Annotated in this window: 21 protein-coding genes and 2 pseudogenes; 11 read left to right on the top strand and 12 right to left on the bottom strand. The window is 74.4% G+C overall.

The features are described 5' to 3' along the window. Positions 1-197: 197 nt before the first annotated feature. A complete protein-coding gene (locus ACZ47G_RS10680) occupies positions 198-956 on the bottom strand; it encodes a hypothetical protein (RefSeq protein WP_465741063.1) in 759 nt (252 codons plus the stop codon). 185 nt (positions 957-1,141) lie between these two features. After that, complete coding sequence (locus ACZ47G_RS10675; protein WP_465741062.1) at positions 1,142-2,107, bottom strand: Lrp/AsnC family transcriptional regulator; 966 nt, start codon at positions 2,105-2,107, stop codon at positions 1,142-1,144. Positions 2,108-2,233: 126 nt separating this feature from the next. Here ACZ47G_RS10675 and ACZ47G_RS10670 point away from each other — a divergent pair, with 126 nt between their 5' ends. Continuing rightward, positions 2,234-3,733 (top strand): FAD-dependent monooxygenase, encoded by a 1,500-nt coding sequence (locus tag ACZ47G_RS10670; protein ID WP_465741061.1) that lies wholly within the window; start codon positions 2,234-2,236, stop codon positions 3,731-3,733. Between the two features lie 87 nt (positions 3,734-3,820). On the opposite strand, the gene cynR is transcribed toward ACZ47G_RS10670, so the two are convergent. After that, positions 3,821-4,732 carry a transcriptional regulator CynR gene (cynR, locus tag ACZ47G_RS10665; protein WP_465741060.1) on the bottom strand — a complete coding sequence of 304 codons (912 nt, stop codon included), beginning with the start codon at positions 4,730-4,732 and terminating at the stop codon, positions 3,821-3,823. A gap of 126 nt (positions 4,733-4,858) precedes the next feature. Here cynR and ACZ47G_RS10660 point away from each other — a divergent pair, with 126 nt between their 5' ends. The 4 genes from ACZ47G_RS10660 to ACZ47G_RS10645 all read left to right on the top strand — a co-directional run bounded on the left by ACZ47G_RS10660 (position 4,859) and on the right by ACZ47G_RS10645 (position 7,118). Then, entirely contained in the window at positions 4,859-5,491 is a 633-nt protein-coding gene (locus ACZ47G_RS10660; RefSeq protein WP_465741059.1) for a carbonic anhydrase, read from the top strand. Between the two features lie 116 nt (positions 5,492-5,607). Further along, positions 5,608-6,078, top strand: coding sequence for a cyanase (gene cynS, locus ACZ47G_RS10655; RefSeq protein ID WP_465741058.1), 471 nt, complete (start codon positions 5,608-5,610; stop codon positions 6,076-6,078). 79 nt (positions 6,079-6,157) lie between these two features. Further along, positions 6,158-6,703, top strand: a complete 546-nt coding sequence (locus tag ACZ47G_RS10650; protein ID WP_465741057.1) for a nucleoside deaminase — start codon at positions 6,158-6,160, stop codon at positions 6,701-6,703. 7 nt (positions 6,704-6,710) lie between these two features. Further along, complete coding sequence (locus tag ACZ47G_RS10645) at positions 6,711-7,118, top strand: NUDIX hydrolase (protein ID WP_465741056.1); 408 nt, start codon at positions 6,711-6,713, stop codon at positions 7,116-7,118. Between the two features lie 28 nt (positions 7,119-7,146). On the opposite strand, the gene ACZ47G_RS10640 is transcribed toward ACZ47G_RS10645, so the two are convergent. Then, entirely contained in the window at positions 7,147-7,530 is a 384-nt protein-coding gene (locus tag ACZ47G_RS10640) for a hypothetical protein (protein WP_465741055.1), read from the bottom strand. Between the two features lie 125 nt (positions 7,531-7,655). On the opposite strand from ACZ47G_RS10640, the pseudogene ACZ47G_RS10635 reads away from it, so the two are divergent. Next, positions 7,656-7,838, top strand: a pseudogene (locus ACZ47G_RS10635) (alpha/beta hydrolase); the annotation flags it as partial. A gap of 211 nt (positions 7,839-8,049) precedes the next feature. Continuing rightward, a complete protein-coding gene (locus ACZ47G_RS10630; RefSeq protein ID WP_465741054.1) occupies positions 8,050-9,036 on the top strand; it encodes an alpha/beta hydrolase in 987 nt (328 codons plus the stop codon). Between the two features lie 38 nt (positions 9,037-9,074). Here the strand turns inward: ACZ47G_RS10630 and gndA are convergent, their stop codons facing one another. Continuing rightward, positions 9,075-10,526, bottom strand: coding sequence for an NADP-dependent phosphogluconate dehydrogenase (gene gndA, locus ACZ47G_RS10625; RefSeq protein ID WP_465741053.1), 1,452 nt, complete (start codon positions 10,524-10,526; stop codon positions 9,075-9,077). Between the two features lie 425 nt (positions 10,527-10,951). Here gndA and ACZ47G_RS10620 point away from each other — a divergent pair, with 425 nt between their 5' ends. Then, on the top strand, positions 10,952-12,589 hold the full coding sequence (locus ACZ47G_RS10620; protein ID WP_465741052.1) for an alkaline phosphatase family protein: 1,638 nt from the start codon (positions 10,952-10,954) through the stop codon (positions 12,587-12,589). Between the two features lie 17 nt (positions 12,590-12,606). On the opposite strand, the gene ACZ47G_RS10615 is transcribed toward ACZ47G_RS10620, so the two are convergent. Beyond that, positions 12,607-13,656, bottom strand: a complete 1,050-nt coding sequence (locus tag ACZ47G_RS10615; protein ID WP_465741051.1) for a YihY/virulence factor BrkB family protein — start codon at positions 13,654-13,656, stop codon at positions 12,607-12,609. Positions 13,657-14,057: 401 nt separating this feature from the next. Between ACZ47G_RS10615 and ACZ47G_RS10610 the strand changes: the two genes are divergently transcribed. Continuing rightward, a complete protein-coding gene (locus ACZ47G_RS10610) occupies positions 14,058-14,852 on the top strand; it encodes an NAD-dependent epimerase/dehydratase family protein (protein WP_465741468.1) in 795 nt (264 codons plus the stop codon). Between the two features lie 24 nt (positions 14,853-14,876). Here ACZ47G_RS10610 and ACZ47G_RS10605 read toward each other — a convergent pair. From ACZ47G_RS10605 to ACZ47G_RS10580, 6 genes and pseudogenes are all read right to left on the bottom strand, one after another. After that, a pseudogene (locus tag ACZ47G_RS10605) lies at positions 14,877-14,987 on the bottom strand (alpha/beta hydrolase); the annotation flags it as partial. Between the two features lie 121 nt (positions 14,988-15,108). Beyond that, the gene (locus tag ACZ47G_RS10600) at positions 15,109-15,666 is read right to left on the bottom strand and encodes a hypothetical protein (RefSeq protein ID WP_465741050.1); all 558 of its coding nucleotides are present in this window, start codon (positions 15,664-15,666) and stop codon (positions 15,109-15,111) included. Next, positions 15,663-15,959 carry an Ada metal-binding domain-containing protein gene (locus tag ACZ47G_RS10595; RefSeq protein ID WP_465741049.1) on the bottom strand — a complete coding sequence of 99 codons (297 nt, stop codon included), beginning with the start codon at positions 15,957-15,959 and terminating at the stop codon, positions 15,663-15,665. Before ACZ47G_RS10595 ends, ACZ47G_RS10600 begins: the two co-directional genes overlap by 4 nt. Before the next feature lie 9 nt (positions 15,960-15,968). Continuing rightward, positions 15,969-16,712 carry a 2OG-Fe(II) oxygenase gene (locus tag ACZ47G_RS10590; protein ID WP_465741466.1) on the bottom strand — a complete coding sequence of 248 codons (744 nt, stop codon included), beginning with the start codon at positions 16,710-16,712 and terminating at the stop codon, positions 15,969-15,971. Positions 16,713-16,872: 160 nt separating this feature from the next. Further along, complete coding sequence (locus ACZ47G_RS10585) at positions 16,873-18,597, bottom strand: Ig domain-containing protein (RefSeq protein ID WP_465741048.1); 1,725 nt, start codon at positions 18,595-18,597, stop codon at positions 16,873-16,875. Positions 18,598-18,819: 222 nt separating this feature from the next. Next, positions 18,820-20,055 (bottom strand): M20 metallopeptidase family protein, encoded by a 1,236-nt coding sequence (locus ACZ47G_RS10580; protein ID WP_465741464.1) that lies wholly within the window; start codon positions 20,053-20,055, stop codon positions 18,820-18,822. A 164-nt stretch (positions 20,056-20,219) separates the two neighbouring features. Here ACZ47G_RS10580 and ACZ47G_RS10575 point away from each other — a divergent pair, with 164 nt between their 5' ends. Beyond that, the gene (locus tag ACZ47G_RS10575) at positions 20,220-20,561 is read left to right on the top strand and encodes a PadR family transcriptional regulator (protein WP_465741047.1); all 342 of its coding nucleotides are present in this window, start codon (positions 20,220-20,222) and stop codon (positions 20,559-20,561) included. Then, on the top strand, positions 20,558-21,460 hold the full coding sequence (locus ACZ47G_RS10570; RefSeq protein ID WP_465741046.1) for a hypothetical protein: 903 nt from the start codon (positions 20,558-20,560) through the stop codon (positions 21,458-21,460). The genes ACZ47G_RS10575 and ACZ47G_RS10570 overlap by 4 nt, the downstream gene beginning before the upstream one ends. Positions 21,461-21,541 lie beyond the last annotated feature (81 nt).

Here is a 21,541-nt window from a genome sequence, read left to right as displayed (position 1 = left end):
TGCCCCCTGACGCACCAGATCCCTTGAGGTACCCAACCCCTGGCGTACCGGGTCCCCTGACGTACCGGACCGTCGGGCGCGTCGACGGCGCCCTGGTGCGACCCGGCGGGCCCGGCCTCGACGAGGGCGAGCCCGCCGACGAGGTCGGGGTGGGCGGCGGCGGTTTCGCGGCGCCCGGCTCCAACGGCCGGGAGCGGCTACGGCCGGTACCGGTCGGCGAGGTCGCCGTAGCCGCCCGCCGTCCAGACGGTCCGGCGGAAGTCCGCGAGGCCGAGTGCGCCGGTGCCCTGGCCGGCGGTGGGCGGGAAGTACGCGGTGCCGCAACGGGCGCAGTACCAGGCCTGGTTCCAGAGCCGCTCGGCCTGCGGCCGGCCCGCCAGGTGCCGGCGCCTGGCGAGGAACAGGGCGATCGCGCCCGCCACCAGGGCGATCGTGACGGCCAGGAGCAGGTACGACACCAGGAGCACGGTCGGCGTACCGGTCGCCTCGGCGAGCGGGGCCGCCGGGTGCGTGGCCGGGGAGGCGGGAGCGGGCTTGGGGCCGAAGCCCGGGAGGTCGGTGGGAAAGTCGTTCGGGAACCCCGGGTGCTTGGTCACCCAGTCCGGCGGCGAGAGGTCGGGCTCGTGGTGGACGGACGCGTTGCGGTCCGTCATGCCCGTGGTGAAGGTGGCGACCGTCCCGAACAGCGTCAGGACGCCCAGGATCAGCAGCGTTTGGAACGCCGTGGTGAAGGTCGGCGGCGCGGGCGCCAGGGCGCGGCCGAGGGCGGAGACCTCCTCACGGGTCTCGGTGCGGCCGTCGCGGCCGTCGCGGCCGGAGCTGCGTACGGTGACCTTCCGCCGCTCGGCCAGGTGGACGGCCGGCACGCTGCGGACCTGGTCGGTGAGGGCGCAGCTCGGACAGGGCGTCAGGGCGCCGTGCGGCGCTGGCGCGGGTACGGCGTCGTTGATCGGCATGTGTGAAGTCCCCCCGGTGGTACGGCGGTCGGGCGACCGTTCGTATCCGGGTGGACGCCGCCGCGCAGCCTCCGGTTGCAGCCCGTTTCCCGGGTGTCCGGGTGTCCGGGCACTCGGCATCCGGCTGTCCGGCCGACGGCCTCGGCACGCGGTGACGCCGCAGTGGCCCCGGACGGGGAAGGCGGCTACACCCGGTTCGCGGCCTGCTTGACCGTCCGGATCACCGGCGCCGTCTCGACGTGGGTGACGGCCGGCAGGGCGGCGACCCGGGTGGTGAGGTAGCGGTAGAGGGCCCGCTGGTCGGCGCAGAGCACGCTGGCGTAGAGGTTGGTCGGGCCGGTGGTGGCGCAGGCGAAGGCGACTTCGGGGTGCCCGGCCAGGGTTTCGCCGGCCTCCGCCAGGTGCGGGGGCGCGACCGAGAGCCACAGCAGGGTCCGGCTGCCGATGCCGAGCAGGCGCGGGTCGCAGTCGAGGTCCAGGTAGAGCACGCCGTGTTCGCGCAGCTCGGTCATTCGGCGCCGGACGGTCGTGGGCGACCAGCCGGTCACCGTGGCCAGTTGCTCGAAGCCGGCGCGGCCGTCGGCGGCCAGGGCGGCGAGCAGTCGGCGGTCGCCGTCGTCGAGCCGTACCGGGCCGGGGCGGTGCGGCAGCGGGGGCGGGCGCAGCGCCTCGACGGCCGTCGCGTCCAGCGGGCCGAGTTTGGCGATCAGGTTGTCCGGCCCGCCGTAGAAGGAGTGCAGGACGGAGTGGGCGCTCACGCCCTCGACGCGCGGGGTGCGGGGGAGCCGGGCCAGCAGCAGGGCCTCGCTGTCGGCGTCGGTCTCGGTGCGGACGCTGCAGGTGATCTCGGTGCCGCCGGAGGAGAGGCTCACCCAGGAGGTGTCGGGGCGTCGGGCGAGCGCCTCGGCGACCGCGATCGAGGTGTTGGGCGCGCAGCGCACCCGCAGCAGCCAGAGCACCGCGCCGAGCGCGGTCGGGTCGACGCCGCCGAGCACCCGCAGCGCGCCGGTGGAGCGCAGTGCGGCGTAACGGCGGGCGATGGTGCGGTCCGACACCCCGAGGGCGGCCGCGATCGTGCTGAACGGGGCCCTGCCGTCGATCTGCAGGGCGTGGACGAGACGGCGGTCCAGCTCGTCGTAGTCGGATTCCACCGTGCCGAGGGTAGTCGGTGTCGGATACCGGCACCAGCGGGCTCGTTACTGGCTCAACACCCCTCGGCGGACGGAGCGTTGTCCCCGGTCGGCGGAGCAGCCGACCGACCGAACCAGGGAGGAACCATGGATACCGACACCGAAACCGAGACCGACACGGACGTACTCGTGGTCGGCGCGGGCCCCACCGGGATGACGGCGGCCGGTGAACTGCTGCTGGCGGGGGCGAGGACGGTACTGGCCGACCGGCTGCCGGAGCGCAGCACCCTGTCCCGGGCGGGCGGCGTGCAGACCCGCACGTTGGAGGCGCTCGACCAGCGCGGCCTGCTGGCGCCGCTGCTGGCCACCGGGGAGCACCCGGTCGGCGGCAGCCACTTCGCGGGCATCCCGCTGGCGCCCGCCCCGGCCCCCGGTGCCGACGACGGCCGGACCGCCTTCCGCCCCCGGCAGCCCGGGCGCTCCGTCCCCCAGGTCGAGCTGGAGGCCTTCCTCGAACGGCACCTCGCCGGCCAGGGCCTCCACGTCCGGCGCGACCACGAACTGGTCGGCCTCGCCCAGGACGAGGACGCCGTCACCGCGACCTTCGCCGACGGCCGTGCCGTCCGCGCCCGGTACCTGGTCGCCGCCGACGGCGCTCACAGCACGGTGCGGTCCCTGCTGAAGGCCGAATTCCCGGGCCAGGCAGGCACCTTGACCACCATCGCCGCCGATGTGCGGCTGAGCGGGGCCGACGGCCTGCCGACCCACCACCGCAGCGCCGACGGTGCCTGGGCGGGGGTGTTCCCGCTCGGCACCGACGACCGGGGCCGGCCGCTGCGCCGCCTCGCCATGGGCGGGCCGGGCCGGTCGCTGCCCAGGGACGTGCCGATCACCGAGGACGAGATCCGGGACGGGCTGCGCGCGGTGTTCGGCGAGCGGGTGCAGCTGCTCGAACTCTGCTACGCCCGCCGGATCACCAACGCGGCCCGGCAGGCCGCCGAGTACCGGCACGGGCGGGTGTTCCTGGCCGGCGACGCCGCCCATGTGCACCTCCCGCTCGGGGCCCAGGGCATGAACGGCGGAATACAGGACGCCTTCAACCTCGGCTGGAAGCTCGGCGCCGCGGTCCGAGGCTGGGCGCCGGAGGGGCTGCTCGACAGCTACCACACCGAGCGCCACCTGGCCGGGACGTTGGCGCTGCGCAACGTCCAGGCGCAGAGCCTGCTGATGGACTGGGTGGGCACCCGCGACCCGGAGGTGCTGGCCACCCGGGAGGTGTTCGTCGAGCTGCTCGAACTGCCGGACGTACGACGGCACTTGGACACCGTGATGTCCGGGACGGCGATCCGCTACCCGATGCCGGACGCCGGCGCCCACCCGCTCCTCGGGCGGGCCGTACCGGACGCCGACCTCGGTGCGGTCCGGGTGCACGAGCTGCTGCGGTCCGGGCGCGGCGTGCTGCTCGACCCCGAGGACGCCCTCGCCGGGGCAGCCGCCCCTTGGTCGGACCGGGTGGACCGGGCCGGGCGGGGCGCGCCCGTCGAGCCGATGCTGATCCGCCCGGACGGCCACGTCTGCTGGGTGGGCACCCCGGCGACCCTGCGGCCGTCCCTGGCCCGCTGGTTCGGCGCGCCGACGGGCGGCTGAGCGCGGGTTGGGCCCGTCGGCCGGTTGAGCGTGAGTCGGGCCCGTCGGCCGGTTGAGCGTGAGTCGGGCCCGTCGGCCGTCCGCTGTTCAGGCGGCCGGCGGGTATCCGCGGGTGCGGACCAGGTCGTGGACGAGGTCGGTGAAGGCGCGGGTGGCGGCGCTGCGGTAGGCGTCGGTGCGGTGCAGCAGGGTGACGGTGCGGGTGGGGAGCGGTGGGTCGAGCGGAATCCGGGCGAGCCGGGGGTGGTCATGGGTGACGGCGTCCGGCAGCACGGTGGCGAGTGGAGTGCGCTGGACGACCTCTGTGAGGGCTTGGACGGAGTTGGCCTCGACGGCGATGCGCGGGCTGACGCGGTGCTGGGCGAAGTAGGCGTCGATGTGCCCGCGGGTGGCGAAGTCGCCGCTGAGCAGGGCGAGTCGGCGGTCGCCGAGGTCCCGCAGGGGGAGCGGATCGGGAAGCGGGTCCACCGGAAGCGTGTCGACGCCGGTGACCAGGGTGAGGGTCTCGGTGAACAGGTCGGTGCCGGTGACACCGGGCAGGTGCGGCCCCCGGAAGGCGATGCCGAGGTCGAACTCGTCGGTGAGCAGGCCGGTTTCGATGCCGTCCTGGCTGCTCTCCCGCACGGTCAGGGCGATGCCGGGGTGCCGGGCGTGGAGTTCGGCGGCGAGCGGGCCGACGAGGTAGGCGGTGAAGGTGGGGGTGACGCCCAGGCGCAGCTGTCCGCGCGAGAGGTCCTGGACGTCGTGGACGGCGCGTTCGGCGGCGGCGAGGTCCCGCAGCGCGCCACGGGCGTGGTGGGCGTACGCCTGGCCGGCGTCGGTGAGGCGCACGGTGCGTCCGGTGCGGTCCAGCAGTTGGGTGCCCAGGGTCCGTTCGAGCTGCTTGATCTGCTGGGACAGCGTGGGCTGGGAGATGTGCAGCTCCTCGGCGGCACGGGTGAAGTTGCCGTGGTCGGCCACGGCGAGCAGGTAGCGCAGGTGGCGCAGTTCCAGGGCCATGGGCCGAACTATAGACCGCATCGATGGATGCCATCGGTAGCAGCTCTTGGACTCTATAGCGGCAGGTCATGCACAGTGGATCTCGCCAGGCCCCACCGGCCCGGCGCCACGAGAGGGAGTGATTCCATGCGTGACTTCGCCGAGGGCATCGCGCACTTCCAGCGGGACGTCTTCCCCGCCAAGGAAGAGCTCTTCGCCCACCTGGCCGCCCACCACAGCCCGCACACCCTGTTCATCGGCTGCTCCGACGCCCGCGTCGTACCGGAGCTGATCACCGGGTCGGAGCCGGGCGAGCTGTTCGTCATCCGCACCGCCGGCAACCTGGTGCCCGCGTACACCCCCGGTGCCGACGGGGTCACCGCCAGCATCGAGTACGCCGTCGCCGCCCTGGGCGTCCGGGACATCGTCGTCTGCGGGCACTCCGCCTGCGGGGCGATGACCGCCCTCGCCCACGGCCACGACCTCAGCGGCGCCCCGGCCGTCGCCGACTGGCTGCGGCTCGCCGACGCCTCGGTGGCCCGGACCGCCACCGCCGGGGACGTCCCCGCCCTGGTGCGGCACAACGTGCTCGCCCAGCTGGCGAACCTGGCCACCCACCCCGCCGTCGCCCGTGCCCTGGCCGCGCGGACGGTCACCCTGCGCGGCTGGGTCTTCGACATCGCCACCGGGCGTGTCGAGGACCTCACCGCCCGCGTCGAGGACCTGACCGCCCGCGTCGAGGACCTCACCGCCGCCGACCGGGCCACGCTCGCGGCCTGACCTCCCAGGCCCCCAGGCCCCCAGCCCCCCGGGCCGCCCCGTCCGCGCGGCCCGGAACCCCTCGACCCGCGCGCTCCGCACCACCGCGAAGCGCCCACCACCCGAAGGAGCCCCTCATGGTGCACGCCCAGTTCGACCCCACCGCCCGCCAAGCGCTCGCCGTCGCCGCCGTCGATGCCAAGACCCGCAAGGACCTCACCTGGCAGCAGATCGCCGACGTCTCCGGCCTGTCGGTGGCCTTCACCACCGCCGCCCTCCTCGGCCAGCACGCCCTGCCGAAGACCTCCGCCGAGGCCGTCGCCGAGCTGCTCGGCCTGGACGGGGACGCGGTGCTGCTGCTGCAGACCATCCCCACCCGCGGCTCGATCCCCGGCGGCATCCCCACCGACCCGACCATCTACCGCTTCTACGAGATGCTCCAGGTCTACGGGACCACCCTCAAGGCCCTCGTCCACGAGGAGTTCGGCGACGGCATCATCTCCGCGATCAACTTCAAGCTGGACGTGAAGAAGGTCGCCGACCCGGAGGGCGGCGAGCGCGCCGTCATCACCCTGGACGGCAAGTACCTGCCGACCAAGCCGTTCTGACCCACCCCTGCTCATCGGTGGGGCGGGCCGCCGCCCGCCCCACCTCCCCGCCCCCTCACCCGACCCGGAAGAGGCCACCGTGGACTTCGCCCAGCGCACCATCGACATCGCCCGCCAGAACGTCGCCGAGGGCGGCCGCCCGTTCGCGACCGTCATCGTCAAGGACGGCCGGATCCTCGCCGAGAGCGCCAACAAGGTCGCCCAGACCAACGACCCCACCGCGCACGCGGAGATCCTCGCCATCCGCGCGGCCTGCACCTCGCTCGGCACCGAGCACCTGACCGGCACCACCATCTACGTGCTGGCCCACCCCTGCCCGATGTGCCTGGGCTCGCTCTACTACTGCTCGCCGGACGAGGTGGTCTTCCTCACCACCCGCGACGCCTACGAGCCGCACTACGTCGACGACCGCAAGTACTTCGAACTGGCCACCTTCTACGACGAGTTCGCCAAGAACTGGGACGAGCGCCGACTGCCGATGCGGTACGCGCCGAGCGAGGACGCGGTCGACGTCTACCGCCTCTGGCAGCAGCGCAACGGCGGCGAACGCCGCGTCGCGGGCGCCCCGACCGGCCCGACTGGCACCACCGGCCCGACCGGCCCGACCGGCCCGAGCGCGGGCTGAGGCCCCGATGCCCGACGTGATCGAGAAGGTGGCCTGGATCCGGCTCGACGACGGCCGGCTCCTCGCCAGCCGCACCCACGGCCGCGAGCTGTACTACCTGCCCGGCGGCAAGCCCGAGCCCGGCGAGACCCACCCCCAGGCCCTCGTCCGCGAGATCCGGGAGGAGCTCGGCGTCACCCTGGACCCGGCCACCGTCCGGCCGCTGCTGACCATCGAGGCCCCGGCCGACAACAAGCCCGCCGGCACCCTGGTCCGCACCACCTGCTACACCGCCGGACACACCGGCACCCCCACCCCGTGCGGCGAGATCGCCGAACTCGCCCACCTCACCCACGGTGACCACCCCCGCGCCAGCCCCACCACCCGCACCGCCCTCGACCACCTCGCCACCACCGGCCACCTCCTGCGTTGGTAGGCCGCCGGCGCCAACCGCCCGCCGGGGCTCAGCGTGCGGAGAGCCCGGGTGAGCGGCCGTACTCGACGCAGAACTCGCAGTCACAGCTGGTCAGGGAGTTGGCCTGACAGTGGGCGGTGGGGAAGTACCGACCGGCGCAGGGCCCGGGGGCGACGGGGGCACCGTCCTCGGGCAGGGTGCGTCGGCACGCGCCGCAGTCGACGGCGACCGGTACACCCACCCGGCGCAGCTCCCGCGCGGCCGGGCCGGCCAGCTCGAACGGGACGTCCGACAGGAGGACGGCCGTCCCGGAGTCCAGCGCCAGGCCACTGCGCCACAGGCTGAGCCCGGTCACCACACGGACCGCTCTGAGGCGTGCCGCACCGCGCGGTGAGGCACCGGCGAGCCGCACGGTGAACTGCGGGTCCTCCATGGTCCCTCCCTCGTCGACAGGCGTCACACCTGACGGTCAGTCAAGTTGTCGCGCGGCCGCTTGGCAACCGGTTTTCGCGCCGGCGGGCCTGCGTACCGACCCGCCGGTCGGCCGCCCACTGACCGCTCCGGGTCAACTTCCGCACCGCCGACCCGACGGCACTCGCCGCCTTCCGGCAGGCCTTCGCCGCCGACCTCACCGACGACGAGTTCCGGACCTTCCTGAACACCTTCCGGCCCGACGAGAACCTCGACGTCGGCACCTCCGCCGACCGGGCCCAGACCGCGACTGGCCGAGGTCGCCGCACTCCTGCCCAGCGCCTCCTGACCTCCGCCTCCTGACCACCCCGGTGCACAGGAAGTCGACGGGGCCGACTCCCACGCATCCGGTCCGACCAGCCCTCCAGCCCAGTCCCCCTGCACACACGGCAGTCTGGCCTCATCCCGGATCGGATGCGGCCAGAACCTGAGAGGCTTTCAGTGACGCAACTGACGGCAGCTTGAGCGAGGGGGAGTGGCGATGACGGACGGTTCGGCAGTCCGGCGGGTGCCACCGCTGGATCCGCAGGTGCGGGCGGCGGTGGAGGCCGCCGGTGGGCGGGCGCGGGAGGCGCTCACCCCGGAGGGCCTGGCGGCCTGGCAGCGGCGGGACGCGGCCGCCCGGCCCCGGCCGACGCCGGAGCGGCTGCGGGACGGCGGCCGGTTCGAGGTGACGGAGCTGCGGGTGCCGGGGCCGGACGGTGACGTCACCCTGGTCAGTGCCCGCCCCACGGGCGTTAGCGAGCCGCTGCCGGTGCTGTACTACCTGCACGGCGGCGGGATGGTGACGGGCAACGCGTGGTCCGTCCTGCCGCGGCTGCTGCGCTCCTGGGCGCTGCCGCTGGGGCTGGCGGTGGTGTCCGTCGAGTACCGGCTGGCGCCGGGCACCCGCTTCCCGGGGGCTATCGAGGACTGCTACGCCGGGCTCGGCTGGGTGGCCGAGCACGCGGACGGGCTGGGCGTGGACGCCCGGCGCCTGGTCATCGGCGGCAAGAGCGCCGGCGGCGGGCTCGCCGCGGCGCTGGCCCTGCTCGCCCGGGACCGCGGCGGTCCGGCGGCGATCGGCCAGCTGCTGCTGAGTCCGATGCTGGACGACCGGGGCGAGACCTTCTCCAGTCACCAGATGGCCGGCCACGACACCTGGGACCGCGCCTCCAACGCCACCGCCTGGCAGGCCGTGCTCGGTGACCGGTACGGCGCCGCCGACCTCCCGCCGTACGCGGCCCCGGCCCGTGCCACCGACCTGTCCGGGCTGCCCGCCACGTACCTCGACGTGGGCTCCGCCGAGACCTTCCGGGACGAGGGCGTCGGCTACGCCAACGCGATCTGGCAGGCCGGCGGCCGGGCCGAACTGCATGTGTGGCCCGGCGCCTGCCACGGGTTCGACACCCTCGCCCCGGAGTCGGCCGTCGCCCGGGACGCCGAGGAGGCCCGCACCCGCTGGCTGCGGCGCGTCCTCCGGGGCTGAAACGCCCGGCCGGAATGGGCTTGGGCCCCGCTGTCCGGCTACGCCCCGGTGTCCGTCCGCTCCTCGGGGCGGTCGGGCTCGGCCCAGCGGGTGTGGTAGCTGCCCGGCCGGTCGGTGCGGTGGTAGGTGTGGGCGCCGAAGAAGTCGCGCTGCCCCTGGACCAGGGCGGCGGGCAGGTGCTCGCTGCGCAGGGTGTCGTAGTAGGCGAGCGCGGCGGAGAAGGCCGGAACCGGGATGCCGTGCTGGGCGGCCCCGGCGACGACCGTGCGCCAGGCCGCCTGGGCATCGGCGATCTCGGTGGCGAACTGCTTCTCGGCGAGCAGGCTGACGAGGTCGGGGTTGTCGGCGTGGGCGGCCCGGATCCGGTCGAGGAAGGCGGCCCGGATGATGCAGCCGCCGCGCCAGATCTTCGCCACCGCGCCGAGGTCGATGTCCCAGCCGTACTCGGCCGCCGCGTCGCGGATCATGGTCCAGCCCTGGTCGTAGGCGATGACCTTCGACGCGTACAGGGCCTGCTCGACGTCCCGGGTGAAGCGGTCGGCCTCGTGCGGGCGCATCTCGTGCACGGTGCCGCCGGGCAGCGGGCGGTAGGCGGCGCGCAGCTCGGCCCGGGAGGAGGCGACCCGGGCGAAGGTGGCCTGGGCGATGGCGGTGACCGGGGAGCCGAGGTCCAGGGCGGTCTGCACGGTCCAGCGTCCGGTGCCCTTCTGCTCCGCGGCGTCCTGGACGACGTCGACGAAGGGCTTGCCGGTGTCGGCGTCGGTGTGGGCGAGGACCTCGGCGGTGATCTCGATCAGGTACGAGTCCAGGCGCCCCTGGTTCCAGTGCTTGAAGATCTCGGAGATCTCGGCCGGGGTGTAGCCGCCGACCTCCCGCAGCAGGTGGTAGGCCTCGGCGATGAGCTGCATGTCGGCGTACTCGATGCCGTTGTGCACCATCTTCACGAAGTGCCCGGCGCCGTCGGTGCCGATGTGGGTGCAGCACGGCTCGCCGTCCACGTGGGCGCTGATCTTCTCCAGCATCGGGCCGAGCACGGTGTAGGACTCGGCGGAGCCGCCGGGCATGACCGAGGGGCCGAGCAGGGCGCCCTCCTCGCCGCCGGAGACGCCGCTGCCGACGAAGTGGATGCCGCGCTCGCGCAGCGACCTCTCGCGGCGCCGGGTGTCGGCGAAGTGGGCGTTGCCGCCGTCGATGATCATGTCGCCCGGTTCCAGCAGCGGGGCGAACTCCTCGATCACCTCGTCGGTGGGCCCGCCGGCCTTCACCATGATCAGCAGCCGGCGCGGTCGCTCCAGCGCGGCCACGAAGTCCTCCGGCGACTCCGTCGGGACGAACCGGCCCTCGTGGCCGAACTCCTCGACCAGGGCCCGGGTCCGGGCCGGGGTGCGGTTGTGCACCGCGACCGTGTAGCCGTTGCGGGCGAAGTTCCGCGCCAGGTTGCGGCCCATGACCGCCAGCCCCGTCACGCCGATCTGTGCGGATGCGTCCATGACCTGATTGCTTCCTTCCTCGGAGCTTCCGGAGAGCCCGCGGGCTCATGACCGCGTCTCACGGGCCTCGAGTCTCGTGCCTCGCACCGCGCAGGGAAAGACCGCCCCGGGCGGTCGGACTACAGGATCGCCGCCGGACGGTGCGCGGCGCCCGGGGAGTTAGCCCGTTCGGGGTGCGCGCGGTCCCGTACGGGTGGTACGCACGGCCGCACGCACGTCCCGAACACCGGGCCGCACTGACCGTTCCCGTCGGCCAAGCACCATGGCGGCGCCACGAGTTGGTGAGGTCACGGTAAAATCGCGCCGCTCTCCGGGCCGGAGTCCGGCGTTGTTCATGTGCCGGCCGCCGCCGGTACACCGGGGCCTCCCACCCTGGGGGCGCACCGCCGCCGCCACTTCCCCTCCCCCCTCCACAGGAGACCTCTGTGACCCGTCGTTATGTCCGGCTGGCCGCCACCATCGGCGCCGCCGGAGTGCTGGCCGGATCCACCGTCGCCCAGGCCGCCGCCGCCGAGGAGGGCCGCGGCGCCCGCGCCGCGCACGTCCTGCTGGTGTCGGTCGACGGCTTGCACCAGGCGGACCTCGCCCGGTTCGTGGCCGAGCACCCGCAGTCGGCGCTCGCCCGGCTGGTCCGCGGCGGTGTGGAGTACACCCACGCCAGCACCACCGACCCCTCGGACTCCTTCCCCGGCATGGTCGCCCAGCTGACCGGCGGCGGCCCCGGCACCACCGGCGTCTACTACGACGGCACCTACGACGCCGCGCTGCTCCCGGCCGGCACCACCGACTGTCAGAGCGCCAAGCCCGGCGCCGAGGTGGACCTCACCGAGGACCTGGACAAGAACAAGGACGCCCTCGACGCCGGCCAGGGCCTGCCCGGACTGCCCGGCTCCATCCTGCGGATGACCGGCCGCCCGCAGACCCTGATCGACCCGGCCAAGCTGCCCGTCGACCCCGACACCTGCCGGCCGGTCTACCCACACTCCTACCTCCAGGTGAACACCGTCTTCGAGGTGGCCCGCCAGGCCGGGCTGCGCACCGCGTGGTCGGACAAGCACGCCGCCTACGACATCCTCAACGGCCCCTCGGGCGACGGCATCCAGGACCTCTTCACCCCCGAAATCAACAGCAGGGCGACCGGCTACAAGGGCGACTGGACCAAGGACAACCAGGCCACCGAGCAGTACGACTCCTACAAGGTGCAGGCCGTCCTCAACCAGATCGACGGCTACGACCACAGCCGCGCGCAGCGGGTCGGCACCCCGGCGGTGTTCGGCCTGAACTTCCAGTCCGTCTCAACCGCGCAGAAGCTCGACAGCTCCCAGGGCCTGCGGGGCGGCTACGTCGCCAAGGGCGTGCCCGGCCCGCTGGTGGAGAAGAACCTGGCGTACGTCGACCAGCAGATCGGCGCGCTGACCGCCGAACTGCGCAAGCAGCACCTGGACGGCTCCACCACCGTCATCCTCTCCGCCAAGCACGGCCAGTCCCCGACCGACCCGGCCGCGCTCGACCGGATCGACGACGGCCCGCTGCTGGACGGCCTCAACGCCGCCTGGAAGGCCGCCCACCCGGGCGCCGGCGACCTGGTCGCCCACGCCGTGGACGACGACGGCGTGCTGCTCTGGCTGAACGACCGCTCCGCGACCGCCACCGGGTTCGCCAAGGACTACCTGCTGGCGCAGCACGGCAACGGCGTCGACATCGACGGCAAGCCCCGCCCCTTCACCCAGAGCGGCGTGCAGAAGATCTACGCCGGCGATGAGGCCGCCGACCACTTCGGCGTCGACCCGGGCGACCCCCGGGTGCCGGACGTCTTCGGCGTCGCCCAGTACGGCGTCGTCTACACCGGCGGCAGCAAGATCGCCGAGCACGGCGGCGCCCACCCCGACGACCTCGACGTCCCGCTGGTGGTCTCCGGTGCCGCGACCCCGGACGGCGTCCGCCGGGACGAGAAGGTCGAGACCAAGCAGATCGCGCCGACCATCCTCCAGCTGCTCGGCCTCCGGCCGAACGCCCTGGAGGCCGTCCGCGAGGAGCACACCCGGGTCCTGCCGGTCCGCTGACGGCCGGAGCGCCGGTGTCAGGCCGCCGATGACGGCGGGGGAGCGGTGCCCCTGTCGTCATCGTCCCGCGCCTCCGGGGCGTCGCCGTCGGTGAAGGAACCGTCGGTGAGGGCGTCGTCGGTGAAGGCGACGTCGACCTGCTGCTCCGGGCGGCGCTCCTCCTGCTGGGCGATGGCGCTCAGCACCTGTTCGTCAGCGTCGGTCAGCGGCGGCTGGAGCAGACTGCGCGGCCACAGCCGGCGCGCCAGCACGACGTTCGCCTCGGCGGCGTACACCGTGATCTGCGCGGCCAGGTAGAGCCAGGCGAGCAGGCCGATCACGGTCGCGAAGAACCCGTAGACCTGGCCCGCGTGGCGCAGCTCGTGCGCGACCAGCAGCGATCCGAACGCCTGGAGGAGGGTGAACAGCGGACCGGCGAGCAGGCAGCCCGGCCGCAGGGCGCGGGTCGGCACCCCGCGGGGCGTGAGCACCCGGAAGCAGGCCAGGCACAGGGCGGCGTTCAGCAGCGCGGAGACCACCAGACCGCCGATCCGGGCCGCCGTGCCGCCGAGCGAGAGGGTGACCAGCGAGGCCGCCCCGGTGCCCAGCGCCACGCCGAGGCCGAGCACCGCCAGCAGCAGCAGACTGCGGGCCAGCCGCGGCCAGTAGCCCGGCCGGCGCACGCCCGGGACGTTCCAGATCTCGGCCATCGCGTGCTGGAGCACCTGGGCGATGCCGAGCGCGCCGTACAGCAGGAACAGCACGCCGACGGCCAGCGCGAACCCGCTGCCCTGGAGCGAGTGGACGTTCTGGCGGAGCTGGTCGCCGATGATCGGGAAGTCGGCGAGCGCCGAGTCGACGACGGACCGCTGCGCGCCGGGGTTCCCGTGCAGGACGAAGCCGAGCACGGTGCTGAGCAGGAGCAGCAAGGGGATCAGCGCGAGGAAGCCGTAGTAGCTGACGAGCGCGGCGAGCAGCCCGCCCCGGTCGTCGCCGTATTTCTTGACCACCCCGAACACCACGGCGGTGGGCCGGTGGCGCTGCTGGAAGCGGTCCACCGATCGCAGAGCGCGTTCGACCGGGTTCATGCCGTCCTCCTCCGCGTCGTGCCATGTGCGGACCCGGTCACGGAACGGCCCGCGTGGATGCGTCTGCCCGGCCCGCCGTCCGGTACGCACCCGGAGCGCCACGCGACCGTTCCGCCCCCACGACGGTGCTCCGCACGTCGGGTGGCCCGTCGTTCGTGCGCCAGGCCGTGATCGGCGGACGCGCGGGCCGGGTTCGCGGTTCTGTGCCACGGGGATCCCGGGCGGGGCGCCGGTCGCCCCTGCGGTCGGGCGGGCGGGCGGCCGTGGGACGGGGCGGCCGGGGGACGGCCCGAATATTGCCGCGAGCCCTGGCCTCGCGTCAGGTATCGTCGCTCGTCGCCGAGTTCGCCCGCGTGTACCCGGCGACGAGCCGTCGATGAACATGGGAGAACCACGGAATGGTGAACCAGCCCCGCCTGGTCCTGCTCACCGGCGCCGCCGGCCGCATCGGCAGCTGCCTGCGCGAGCTGCTGCCCGCCCACGGCTACCGGCTGCGCTGCTTCGACCGCCTCCCGGTGCCCGGCGAACCCGACGCGATCACCGCCGAGCTGGGGGACGCCGAGGCGCTCGCGGCCGCGACGGAGGGCGTCGACGCCGTGGTCCACCTGGCCGGGATCCCGGGAGAGGCGCCGTTCGCCGACATCCTGGCCGCCAACATCGACGGCACCTACCGGCTGTACGAGGCCGCCCGGGCCGCGGGTGTGCGCCGGATCGTCTTCGCCAGCAGCAACCACGCGACCGGCTTCACCGAGCGGCCCGCCGACGGCAGCGCCGTGTCGGTGGACGCCCCGCAGCGGCCCGACACCTACTACGGGCTCTCCAAGTGCTTCGGCGAGGACCTCGCCTCGCTGTACGCCGACCGGCACGGGATGGAGACCGTCTCGCTGCGCATCGGCTCCTTCACCTCCGCGCCCCGCAGCATCCGGATGCTCTCCACCTGGCTCAGCCCCGGCGACTGCGCCCGCCTGGTGCACGCCGCCCTCACCGGCCCGGTGACCGGCCACACCGTCGCGTACGGCATCTCCGCCAACACCCGCGCCTGGTGGGACCTCTCCACCGCCCGGGCCCTCGGCTACCGGCCGCAGGACGACGCCGAGGCCTACGCCGCGGAGCTGATCGCCGAACTGGGCGAACTCGCCCCCGACGACCCGGAGTACCGCTACCTCGGCGGTGCCTTCACCCGGGCCGGGCGCTGACCGGCGTCCGCTGCCCGGGCGCGGCTACGAGGCGCCGACCCCGGCGGCGTCGAGGAGGATCCGCGCCAGTTCGCGCGGTGTGGAGAACATCGGCCAGTGACCAGTGACCAGTGACCAGTGACCAGTAGCCAGTAGCCAGTGACCAGTGGCCGGTGTCCAGTCGGTGGTCGGCGGCCTCAGCACCGGCGTAGATCTTCGGCACGCCGCTCGTCGGTGCGGGCTGCGGTCGGCAGCGGGAAGAGCGGCGGGGTGGCGTTCACGGGGTGCTCCCGTTCGGCGGGAGCGGGGTGGTCAGCCAGCCGTGCCGGACCTCCCAGGTACGGCCGTCCGGGGTGGCCCCGCGCAGGCCGTGCAGGGTGTCGGGCCCGGCGAGGGCGATGGCGCGCGGTTCGGCGAGGGAGGCGAAGCCGAACGTCCGTTCGGGGGTCCAGCCGGTGCTGTGCCGCAGCCGCCGGGCCAGTTGGATCCAGCCGAGGGGTGCGGCGGCGACCACCCAGGCGTCCGGGGCCTGGGCGGTGAACCGTTGGGCCGGGCGCAGCCAGGAGGCGGCCTGCTCGGGCCAGTCGGTGACGGTGAGCACGGAGCCGCCGCGGGCCTGCCAGGCGTCGGCGAAGGCCCGGGCGGCCGCCCGGGAGGCGTCGTCCCGGCCGTGGCCCACGGTGACGGTGTGCACCCGGGGGCGGGTGGCGGTCAACAGGCCGATCAGGGCGGCGAGTTCGGCCTCGGTGTGCTCACCGGGGGAGGGCAGCGGCCGGGAGCCGGCGAGCTCGCCGGGGTGGATGAGCGGGGACGGGCCGGGGGCGGCGGGGTTCATGGCTGCTGCTCCTGTTGCTGGGCCTTCCACCGCAGGTACGTGGTGGGCAGGCAGACGGCGCACGGTCGGTAGCCGGCGGCGAGGGCCGTGGGCTCGTCGGCGAAGAAGACCCGGTGGCGTACGTAGTGGCCGGCGGCGAGGGCGCGTCGGGCGGACGGGCAGTCGAGGCGCCCGTAGATGCGGGCGCGCCGGTGGCCGCCGAGGGTGCCGGGCCGGCTGCTGGGATGGGCGAGGCCGTCCGGGCCGACCAGGCGGTAGGTCCGTGCCGCGGGCGGCGATTCGGGGTCGGTCATGGTGCGGCCTCAGGCGTCGTGGAAGACGAGCCCGAGGGCGTGCCGGAGGCCCGAGCGCACCGTGCTCACGCCGTGGCGCACCGGGCCGGCCGAGAAGCCCCGGGCGGAGCGGACGGGCCGGTCCCGGGTGGTGAAGACCAGGCCGTGGCCCTGCCGGAGGACGGTGGCGGTGCCGCGGGACTGCGCCCGGGGGCGCTGCTCGACGAGGAGGAACTCGCCGCCGGTGTAGTCGGTCCCGGGTTCGTCGAGGCCGATGACGACCTGGAGCGGGAAGACGAGGTCGCCGAAGAGGTCGCGGTGCAGCGCGTTCCAGTCGCCGGCCCGGTAACGCAGCAGGATCTGCGAGGACTTGGCCTGTCCGGCCGCGTGGCACCGCTCGACCCACTCGTCGAGGGTGTCGGGCCAGGGCGCGGGCCGGCCGAGCTGCTCGGCCCAGCCGCGGGCGATGGTGAGCAACTGCGGGTAGAGGGCCTGGCGCAGGGCGTGGACGGGCTCGGGCAGCTCGTGGGTGAAGTACCGGTACTGGCCGGAGCCGAAGCGGTGGCGGGCCATGTCCACGGTGCTGCGGAACAGCTCGTCACGCTCGTACAGGGCGGCCAGGTCGCGGCACTCCGGGCCGCTGAGGAGCTGCGGGGTGAGCGCGCAGCCGTGGGCGTCGAGCTCCTCGGTGAGGGCCGGCCAGTCGGCCGCCTCGACGCGCTGCCGGGCCTGCGCGAGGGCGGCGGTGCCGGGTCGGGTGCTCACGGGCGTCATGCGGATGGTCATCGCTCTCGGTTCCTCACCGCGGTCCGTCGGGGTGGCCCGCGTCGGATCCAGTCTGCGGCGCCGCGGCGGTGCCGGCTGGCGGCTTTCGGACCGGGAGGTTCCGGCTGGGGTTGCCCTCCCCTCTACGGGGAGGGCAACCGGTGTCGGGTCAGCCGACGTTGACGGCGGTGTCGTCGAGGACGAAGGAGGTCTGCTTGGTGTAGTCCTCGGCGCCGGTGAACTTGAGGGTGACGGTCTGGCCGGCGTAGGCCGCGAGGTCGAGGGTGTGCTGCTGGTAGCCGGCGGCGGCGTTGACGTTGGAGTAGGTCGCCAGGGTGGTGCCGTTGGCGGTCACGGTGAGCTTGTCGTACGCGCTGGTGGTGGGCTCGGCGGTGTCGACGTGCAGCCAGAAGCTGAGGGTGTAGGTGCTGCAGCCGGTCGGCAGGGTGACCGTCTGGGCGAGGGTGTCGGTGTTGGCGCTGCCGTAGCCGTCCAGCCAGACGTCGTAGCCGCCGGAGTGCGGGGGCTCGCTGGAGCTGCTGTTGATGGTGCTGCTGCCGCCGGTGTTGGTCTCCGTCCAGCCGGCCGTGGTGCCGGCCTCGAAGCCCGGGTTGGTGAGCAGTTGGGCGGCGGTGCAGCCGGTGCCGCCGCCGGTGGGCTGGACGGTCCAGGTGAAGGTGACGGAGGAGGACGGGCCGGTGGAGTCGGTGGCGGTGGCCGTCACGGAGTACGTCCCGGCGGTGGTCGGGGTGCCGCTGATCCGGCCGGTGGTGCTGTTGAGGCCGAGGCCGGCGGGCAGGCCGGTGGCGCCGTAGCTCAGGGTGCCGCCGGCGGTGTCGGTGGCGGAGAGCTGGAGGCTGGTGGCGGTTCCGGCGGTGGCGGTCCGGGCACCGGGGTTGCTGAGGGTGACGCTGCCGGTGGTGCCGCCGCCGCTGCCGGCGGCGAGCCAGGCGGTGGCGTTGAGGGCGAGCGCGGCGTCGGTGCCGGCCGGGTCGTTCCAGCCGTCGTAGACGGTCTTGCCGGGCTCGCCGGTGCCGTCGTCGATGGCGGAGCTGTCGCCCCAGATCGCGACCCGGCCCTTGCCGAAGCCGCTGGTGGCGAAGAAGGCGCCGGTGGTGCCGGAGTAGCCGGTGCGGTAGACGATGCCCTTGACGGTGGGGTTGTCGGCGGGCTTGAGGGTGAAGGTGGTGCCGTTGCGGATGATGCTGCCGGTGACGGTGCCGAAGGGGCCGTGCAGGACGGGGTCGGTGGCGTCGTTGACGGCGGTCGGGTTGTCGGTCTGGATGTTGAGCAGATCGACCGACAGGCCGAACGGGTCGTTGCTGTTGACCGAGTTGGTGGTCATCAGGTCGTTGATGATGGCGGGGGAGTCCCAGCCGTCGTTGTTGCGGTCGCTCTTGGTGTGGTCGGAGACCAGGAAGAGTCCGCCGCCGTTCTGGACGAACGTCATGACCGCGGTCTTCTCGGCGTCGCTGAGCCGGATGTTCGGCTCGGGCAGGACGAACTCGTCGAAGTTGGCGAGGTCCAGCGCGCCGCCGGTGCCGTAGGTGATGGTGGAGCCGCTCGGCAGGGTCTTGAGGCTGTACTGGCCGGTCTTCTGGAGGGCGACGCCCCAGCTGGAGATGGCGCCGGTCCAGTCGGTCTCGGACTGGGGGTTGGCGTTCTGGCCGAGCGGGTCGGGCTGGCTGGTGCTGATGATCCAGTCCGCGTTGCCGGCGGTCTCCGCCTTGCTGTTGTCGAACAGCACGCGGTGCTGGGTGGTCGTGGCGGCGGTGGTCGCGCTCTTCGCCGGGGCCGCGGCGGCCGGGTGGGGTGCGGCGCCCGCGCCGGCGAGCACCGTCAGGGCGGCGGCGCCGAGGGCGAGCGGACGTACCGCGTCGATGCGTCTGAACATGGGTCAAGTCCTCTGTGGTGTGGGGAAGTACAGGGGAGAGCTACGCGCGTAGGCGCGCAGACACCGTTCCATGATGGGGTAAGCGGCGTTTGAACGGAACGCGACGAATGAGATCTCCGCCCGGCGGCCTGTCACCGGCCGCGGTGCCCTGAGCAGCTGCGACACCGTCAGAGCACCGCGGGCACACCGAATCTCCCCGGCTGCCGACCGGCCCTGGGGCGGTCATCCCCGGGCCAGCCGCCCCAGGGCCAGGCCGGCCAGCAGTGCGGCGCCGTCGGCGAGGACGCCGTCGTCGAACTCGGCGTCGGGGGAGTGGTTGTAGGGCGCGGTGAACGGGTCGCGGCCGTCGGTCGGCGACGCGCCGAGCATCAGGTACGCCGTCGGGACGAGTGCGCTCACCACGCCGAAGTCCTCGGAGCCGGCGATCGGTTGGGGCATCTCGACGAAACGTTCCGGCCCGAGCAGCCGGGCCGCCAGAGCGGCCGCGAACCCCGCCTCCACCGGGTCGTTGACGGTCACCGGGTAGCCGGGCTCCACCTCGGCGACCGCCTCCAGTCCGTGGGCCGCCGCGATCCCGTGGACCACCCGCAGCGCCTCGCGGTGCACCAGCTCGCGCGCGTGCGGCGAGAAGGAGCGGACGGTCGCCGAGAACCGCGCCTCGTCCGGGATCACATTGGCGGCCGTACCGGCGCTCAGCGTGCCGACGGTGAGCACCACCGGGTCGAAGGCGTCGATCCGCCGGGTCACCATCGTCTGGAGGGCCAGCACCGCCTCGCACAGCGCCGGCACCGGGTCCAGTGCCGAGTGCGGGCTGGAGCCGTGCCCGCCGCGCCCGCGCAGCGTGACCCGCAGGGTGTCGGAGGCGGCCAGCACCGGTCCCGGGCGGGTGGCGACCAGCCCGTTGGGCAGCATGGCGGCGGCCACGTGCAGCGCGTACCCGGCCACCACCCGCTCCCCGGCCGCCTCCAGCACGCCCGCGTCCACCATCAGCTGGGCGCCACCCGCCCCCTCCTCGCCGGGCTGGAACATCAGCACCACGTCCCCGGCCAGCTCGGCGCGCCGCTCGGCCAGCAGTCTGGCGGCACCGACCAGTGCGGCCATGTGCAGATCGTGCCCGCAGGCGTGCATCACGCCGGGGACGGCGGACGCGTACGGCAGCGCCGCGCTCTCCTGGACGGGCAGGGCGTCCATGTCGGCGCGCAGCAGCACGGCCGGGCCGGGGCGACCGCCGCGCAGGACGGCGGTGATCGAGCTCAGCCCGGTGCCGAGGGTGAGTTCCAGCGGCAGCCCGTCGAGCGCGGTGAGCAGTCGGTCGCGGGTCCGCGGCAGGTCCAGTGCGAGCTCCGGGTGCTGGTGCAACTCCCGCCGGAGTGCCACCAGTTCGGGCTGGAGGCGGGCGGCCTCGCGGACGAGGTCAGGTAGTCCCAGCCGGTCGAGCAGGGCGGCGGAGGTGGGCAGGTCGGACACGGGGCCTCCAGGGGGCGGGTGGACTGTCTGGCTCGATGATCGGGGGTCGCCCCCGGCGTTCCGGGCAGGTTCACGGATCCGCCACCAACCGGGCCGGAGCGCGGTCCCGCCCGGGGTTCGTTGAGATGGTCCGGCGGAGTGACTATCTTCATGGGGTGAGTGAGCGTGTGATGCAAGAACCCACCGTGATGGTCCTGACCGCCCTCGCGGACGCCCCCCGGCACGGATACGCCATCGCCCAGGAGATCAAGGCGATGACCGACGGCCGGGTCGCCCTGCGCACCGGCGCCCTGTACGGGGCGCTGGACCGGCTGCTGGCCGACGGGCTGATCGAGGTCGACCGGGAGGAGGTCGTCGACGGCCGGGCCCGGCGGATCTTCACCCTCTCCCCGACCGGGCGGGAACGACTGGCGGCCGAGGCCGAACGCCTGGCCGCGACGGCCAGGGAGGCCACCCGCCGCCTCTCCGCCACCCGCCCGGCGGCCACCGGCACATGATCGAACACGTCCTCCGGCTCTACCCCGCCGCCCACCGCCGGGCCCACGGCGAGGAGATCGCCGCGACCTTCCGCGAGATGACGGCCGGCGAGCCGCTGCGCTCGCGCCTGCGGGACGCGGCGGAACTGGCGGCCCAGGCCCTGCGGATGCGCGCCGGGCTCGGACCGGCCGGCCCCGCCGCACGGGCACTCGGCCTGGCCCACCCCCTCCTCCTGGCCGCCTCGGCCACCGCCTGCGGGCTGCACCTGCTGCGCTGGTACACCGCCCTGGTCACCTCGCCCGCGCCCGTGCTCTCCCAGCTCCGGGTCGACCTGTCCGGGGCCTGGGGCGCGCTGCTCGGCTCCGCACTGCTCGTCTTCGCGGGCGCGGCCGCCGCCCTGGCCGGCCGCCGACGGGTGGGTCTGCCCTGCACGGTGCTCGGACTGCTCGCCTTCGCGGCGGCCGCCGTGGCCGGCGGGCCCGCCTTCGGCGACCCGGTCGCCGCCCCCGCCGCGGCCACCCTGGCGGCGGCCCTGCTGCTCGCCTGCCCACCGGACCGGCGCGCGGACGGCGCGGGCGCGCTCCCGGCGGGGGCGGCCGGGGCCGTGATCGCGCTCGTCCTGGTGCCCCGGGCCGCCGTCGGTGCCCACGCCCTGCCCTGGGTCAGCACCGACTACGGCTGCTGGCCCCTGCTCGTCCTCGCGGCGGCGGGCGCCGCCTCGGCCTGGCACCGCCGATCCCACGGCGGCCGCGAACTGGCCGCACTCGCCCTGGCCTCCCCGCCGCTGCTCGCCGAGGCCGGCACCACCGCCTGGGGCGACCCGACCGCCGTCACGTGCCTGGCGACCGTCCTGGCGGCGGCCCTGGCGGTCGTCCCGCTCGCCGGCCGCCTGGGGCGGGCCTTCCGCCGGGCGTCCTGAGCGGCGACCCGGCGGCGGGAGGGCTGGGATCGCGCCGGAGTGGACGCCGCGTACGGGCGGCGGGCCGCTACTGCCGGCACT

Source organism: Kitasatospora sp. NPDC030952 (assembly GCF_055571335.1).
The sequence above is the reverse complement of the archived record's forward strand: the minus strand, read 5'-3'. Positions and strand labels throughout refer to the sequence as shown.

Bases quoted from the DNA above. Each gene is read 5' to 3' on its own strand.
- ACZ47G_RS10630 (WP_465741054.1), top strand. From the start codon at position 8,050: ATGACGGACGGTTCGGCAGTCCGGCGGGTGCCACCGCTGGATCCGCAG.
- ACZ47G_RS10590 (WP_465741466.1), bottom strand. From the start codon at position 16,712: ATGACGCCCGTGAGCACCCGACCCGGCACCGCCGCCCTCGCGCAGGCC.
- ACZ47G_RS10670 (WP_465741061.1), top strand. From the start codon at position 2,234: ATGGATACCGACACCGAAACCGAGACCGACACGGACGTACTCGTGGTC.
- ACZ47G_RS10595 (WP_465741049.1), bottom strand. From the start codon at position 15,959: ATGACCGACCCCGAATCGCCGCCCGCGGCACGGACCTACCGCCTGGTC.
- ACZ47G_RS10585 (WP_465741048.1), bottom strand. From the start codon at position 18,597: ATGTTCAGACGCATCGACGCGGTACGTCCGCTCGCCCTCGGCGCCGCC.
- ACZ47G_RS10680 (WP_465741063.1), bottom strand. From the start codon at position 956: ATGCCGATCAACGACGCCGTACCCGCGCCAGCGCCGCACGGCGCCCTG.
- ACZ47G_RS10615 (WP_465741051.1), bottom strand. From the start codon at position 13,656: ATGAACCCGGTCGAACGCGCTCTGCGATCGGTGGACCGCTTCCAGCAG.
- gndA (WP_465741053.1), bottom strand. From the start codon at position 10,526: ATGGACGCATCCGCACAGATCGGCGTGACGGGGCTGGCGGTCATGGGC.
- ACZ47G_RS10600 (WP_465741050.1), bottom strand. From the start codon at position 15,666: ATGAACCCCGCCGCCCCCGGCCCGTCCCCGCTCATCCACCCCGGCGAG.
- ACZ47G_RS10645 (WP_465741056.1), top strand. From the start codon at position 6,711: ATGCCCGACGTGATCGAGAAGGTGGCCTGGATCCGGCTCGACGACGGC.
- ACZ47G_RS10660 (WP_465741059.1), top strand. From the start codon at position 4,859: ATGCGTGACTTCGCCGAGGGCATCGCGCACTTCCAGCGGGACGTCTTC.
- ACZ47G_RS10640 (WP_465741055.1), bottom strand. From the start codon at position 7,530: ATGGAGGACCCGCAGTTCACCGTGCGGCTCGCCGGTGCCTCACCGCGC.
- cynS (WP_465741058.1), top strand. From the start codon at position 5,608: ATGGTGCACGCCCAGTTCGACCCCACCGCCCGCCAAGCGCTCGCCGTC.
- cynR (WP_465741060.1), bottom strand. From the start codon at position 4,732: ATGGCCCTGGAACTGCGCCACCTGCGCTACCTGCTCGCCGTGGCCGAC.
- ACZ47G_RS10570 (WP_465741046.1), top strand. From the start codon at position 20,558: ATGATCGAACACGTCCTCCGGCTCTACCCCGCCGCCCACCGCCGGGCC.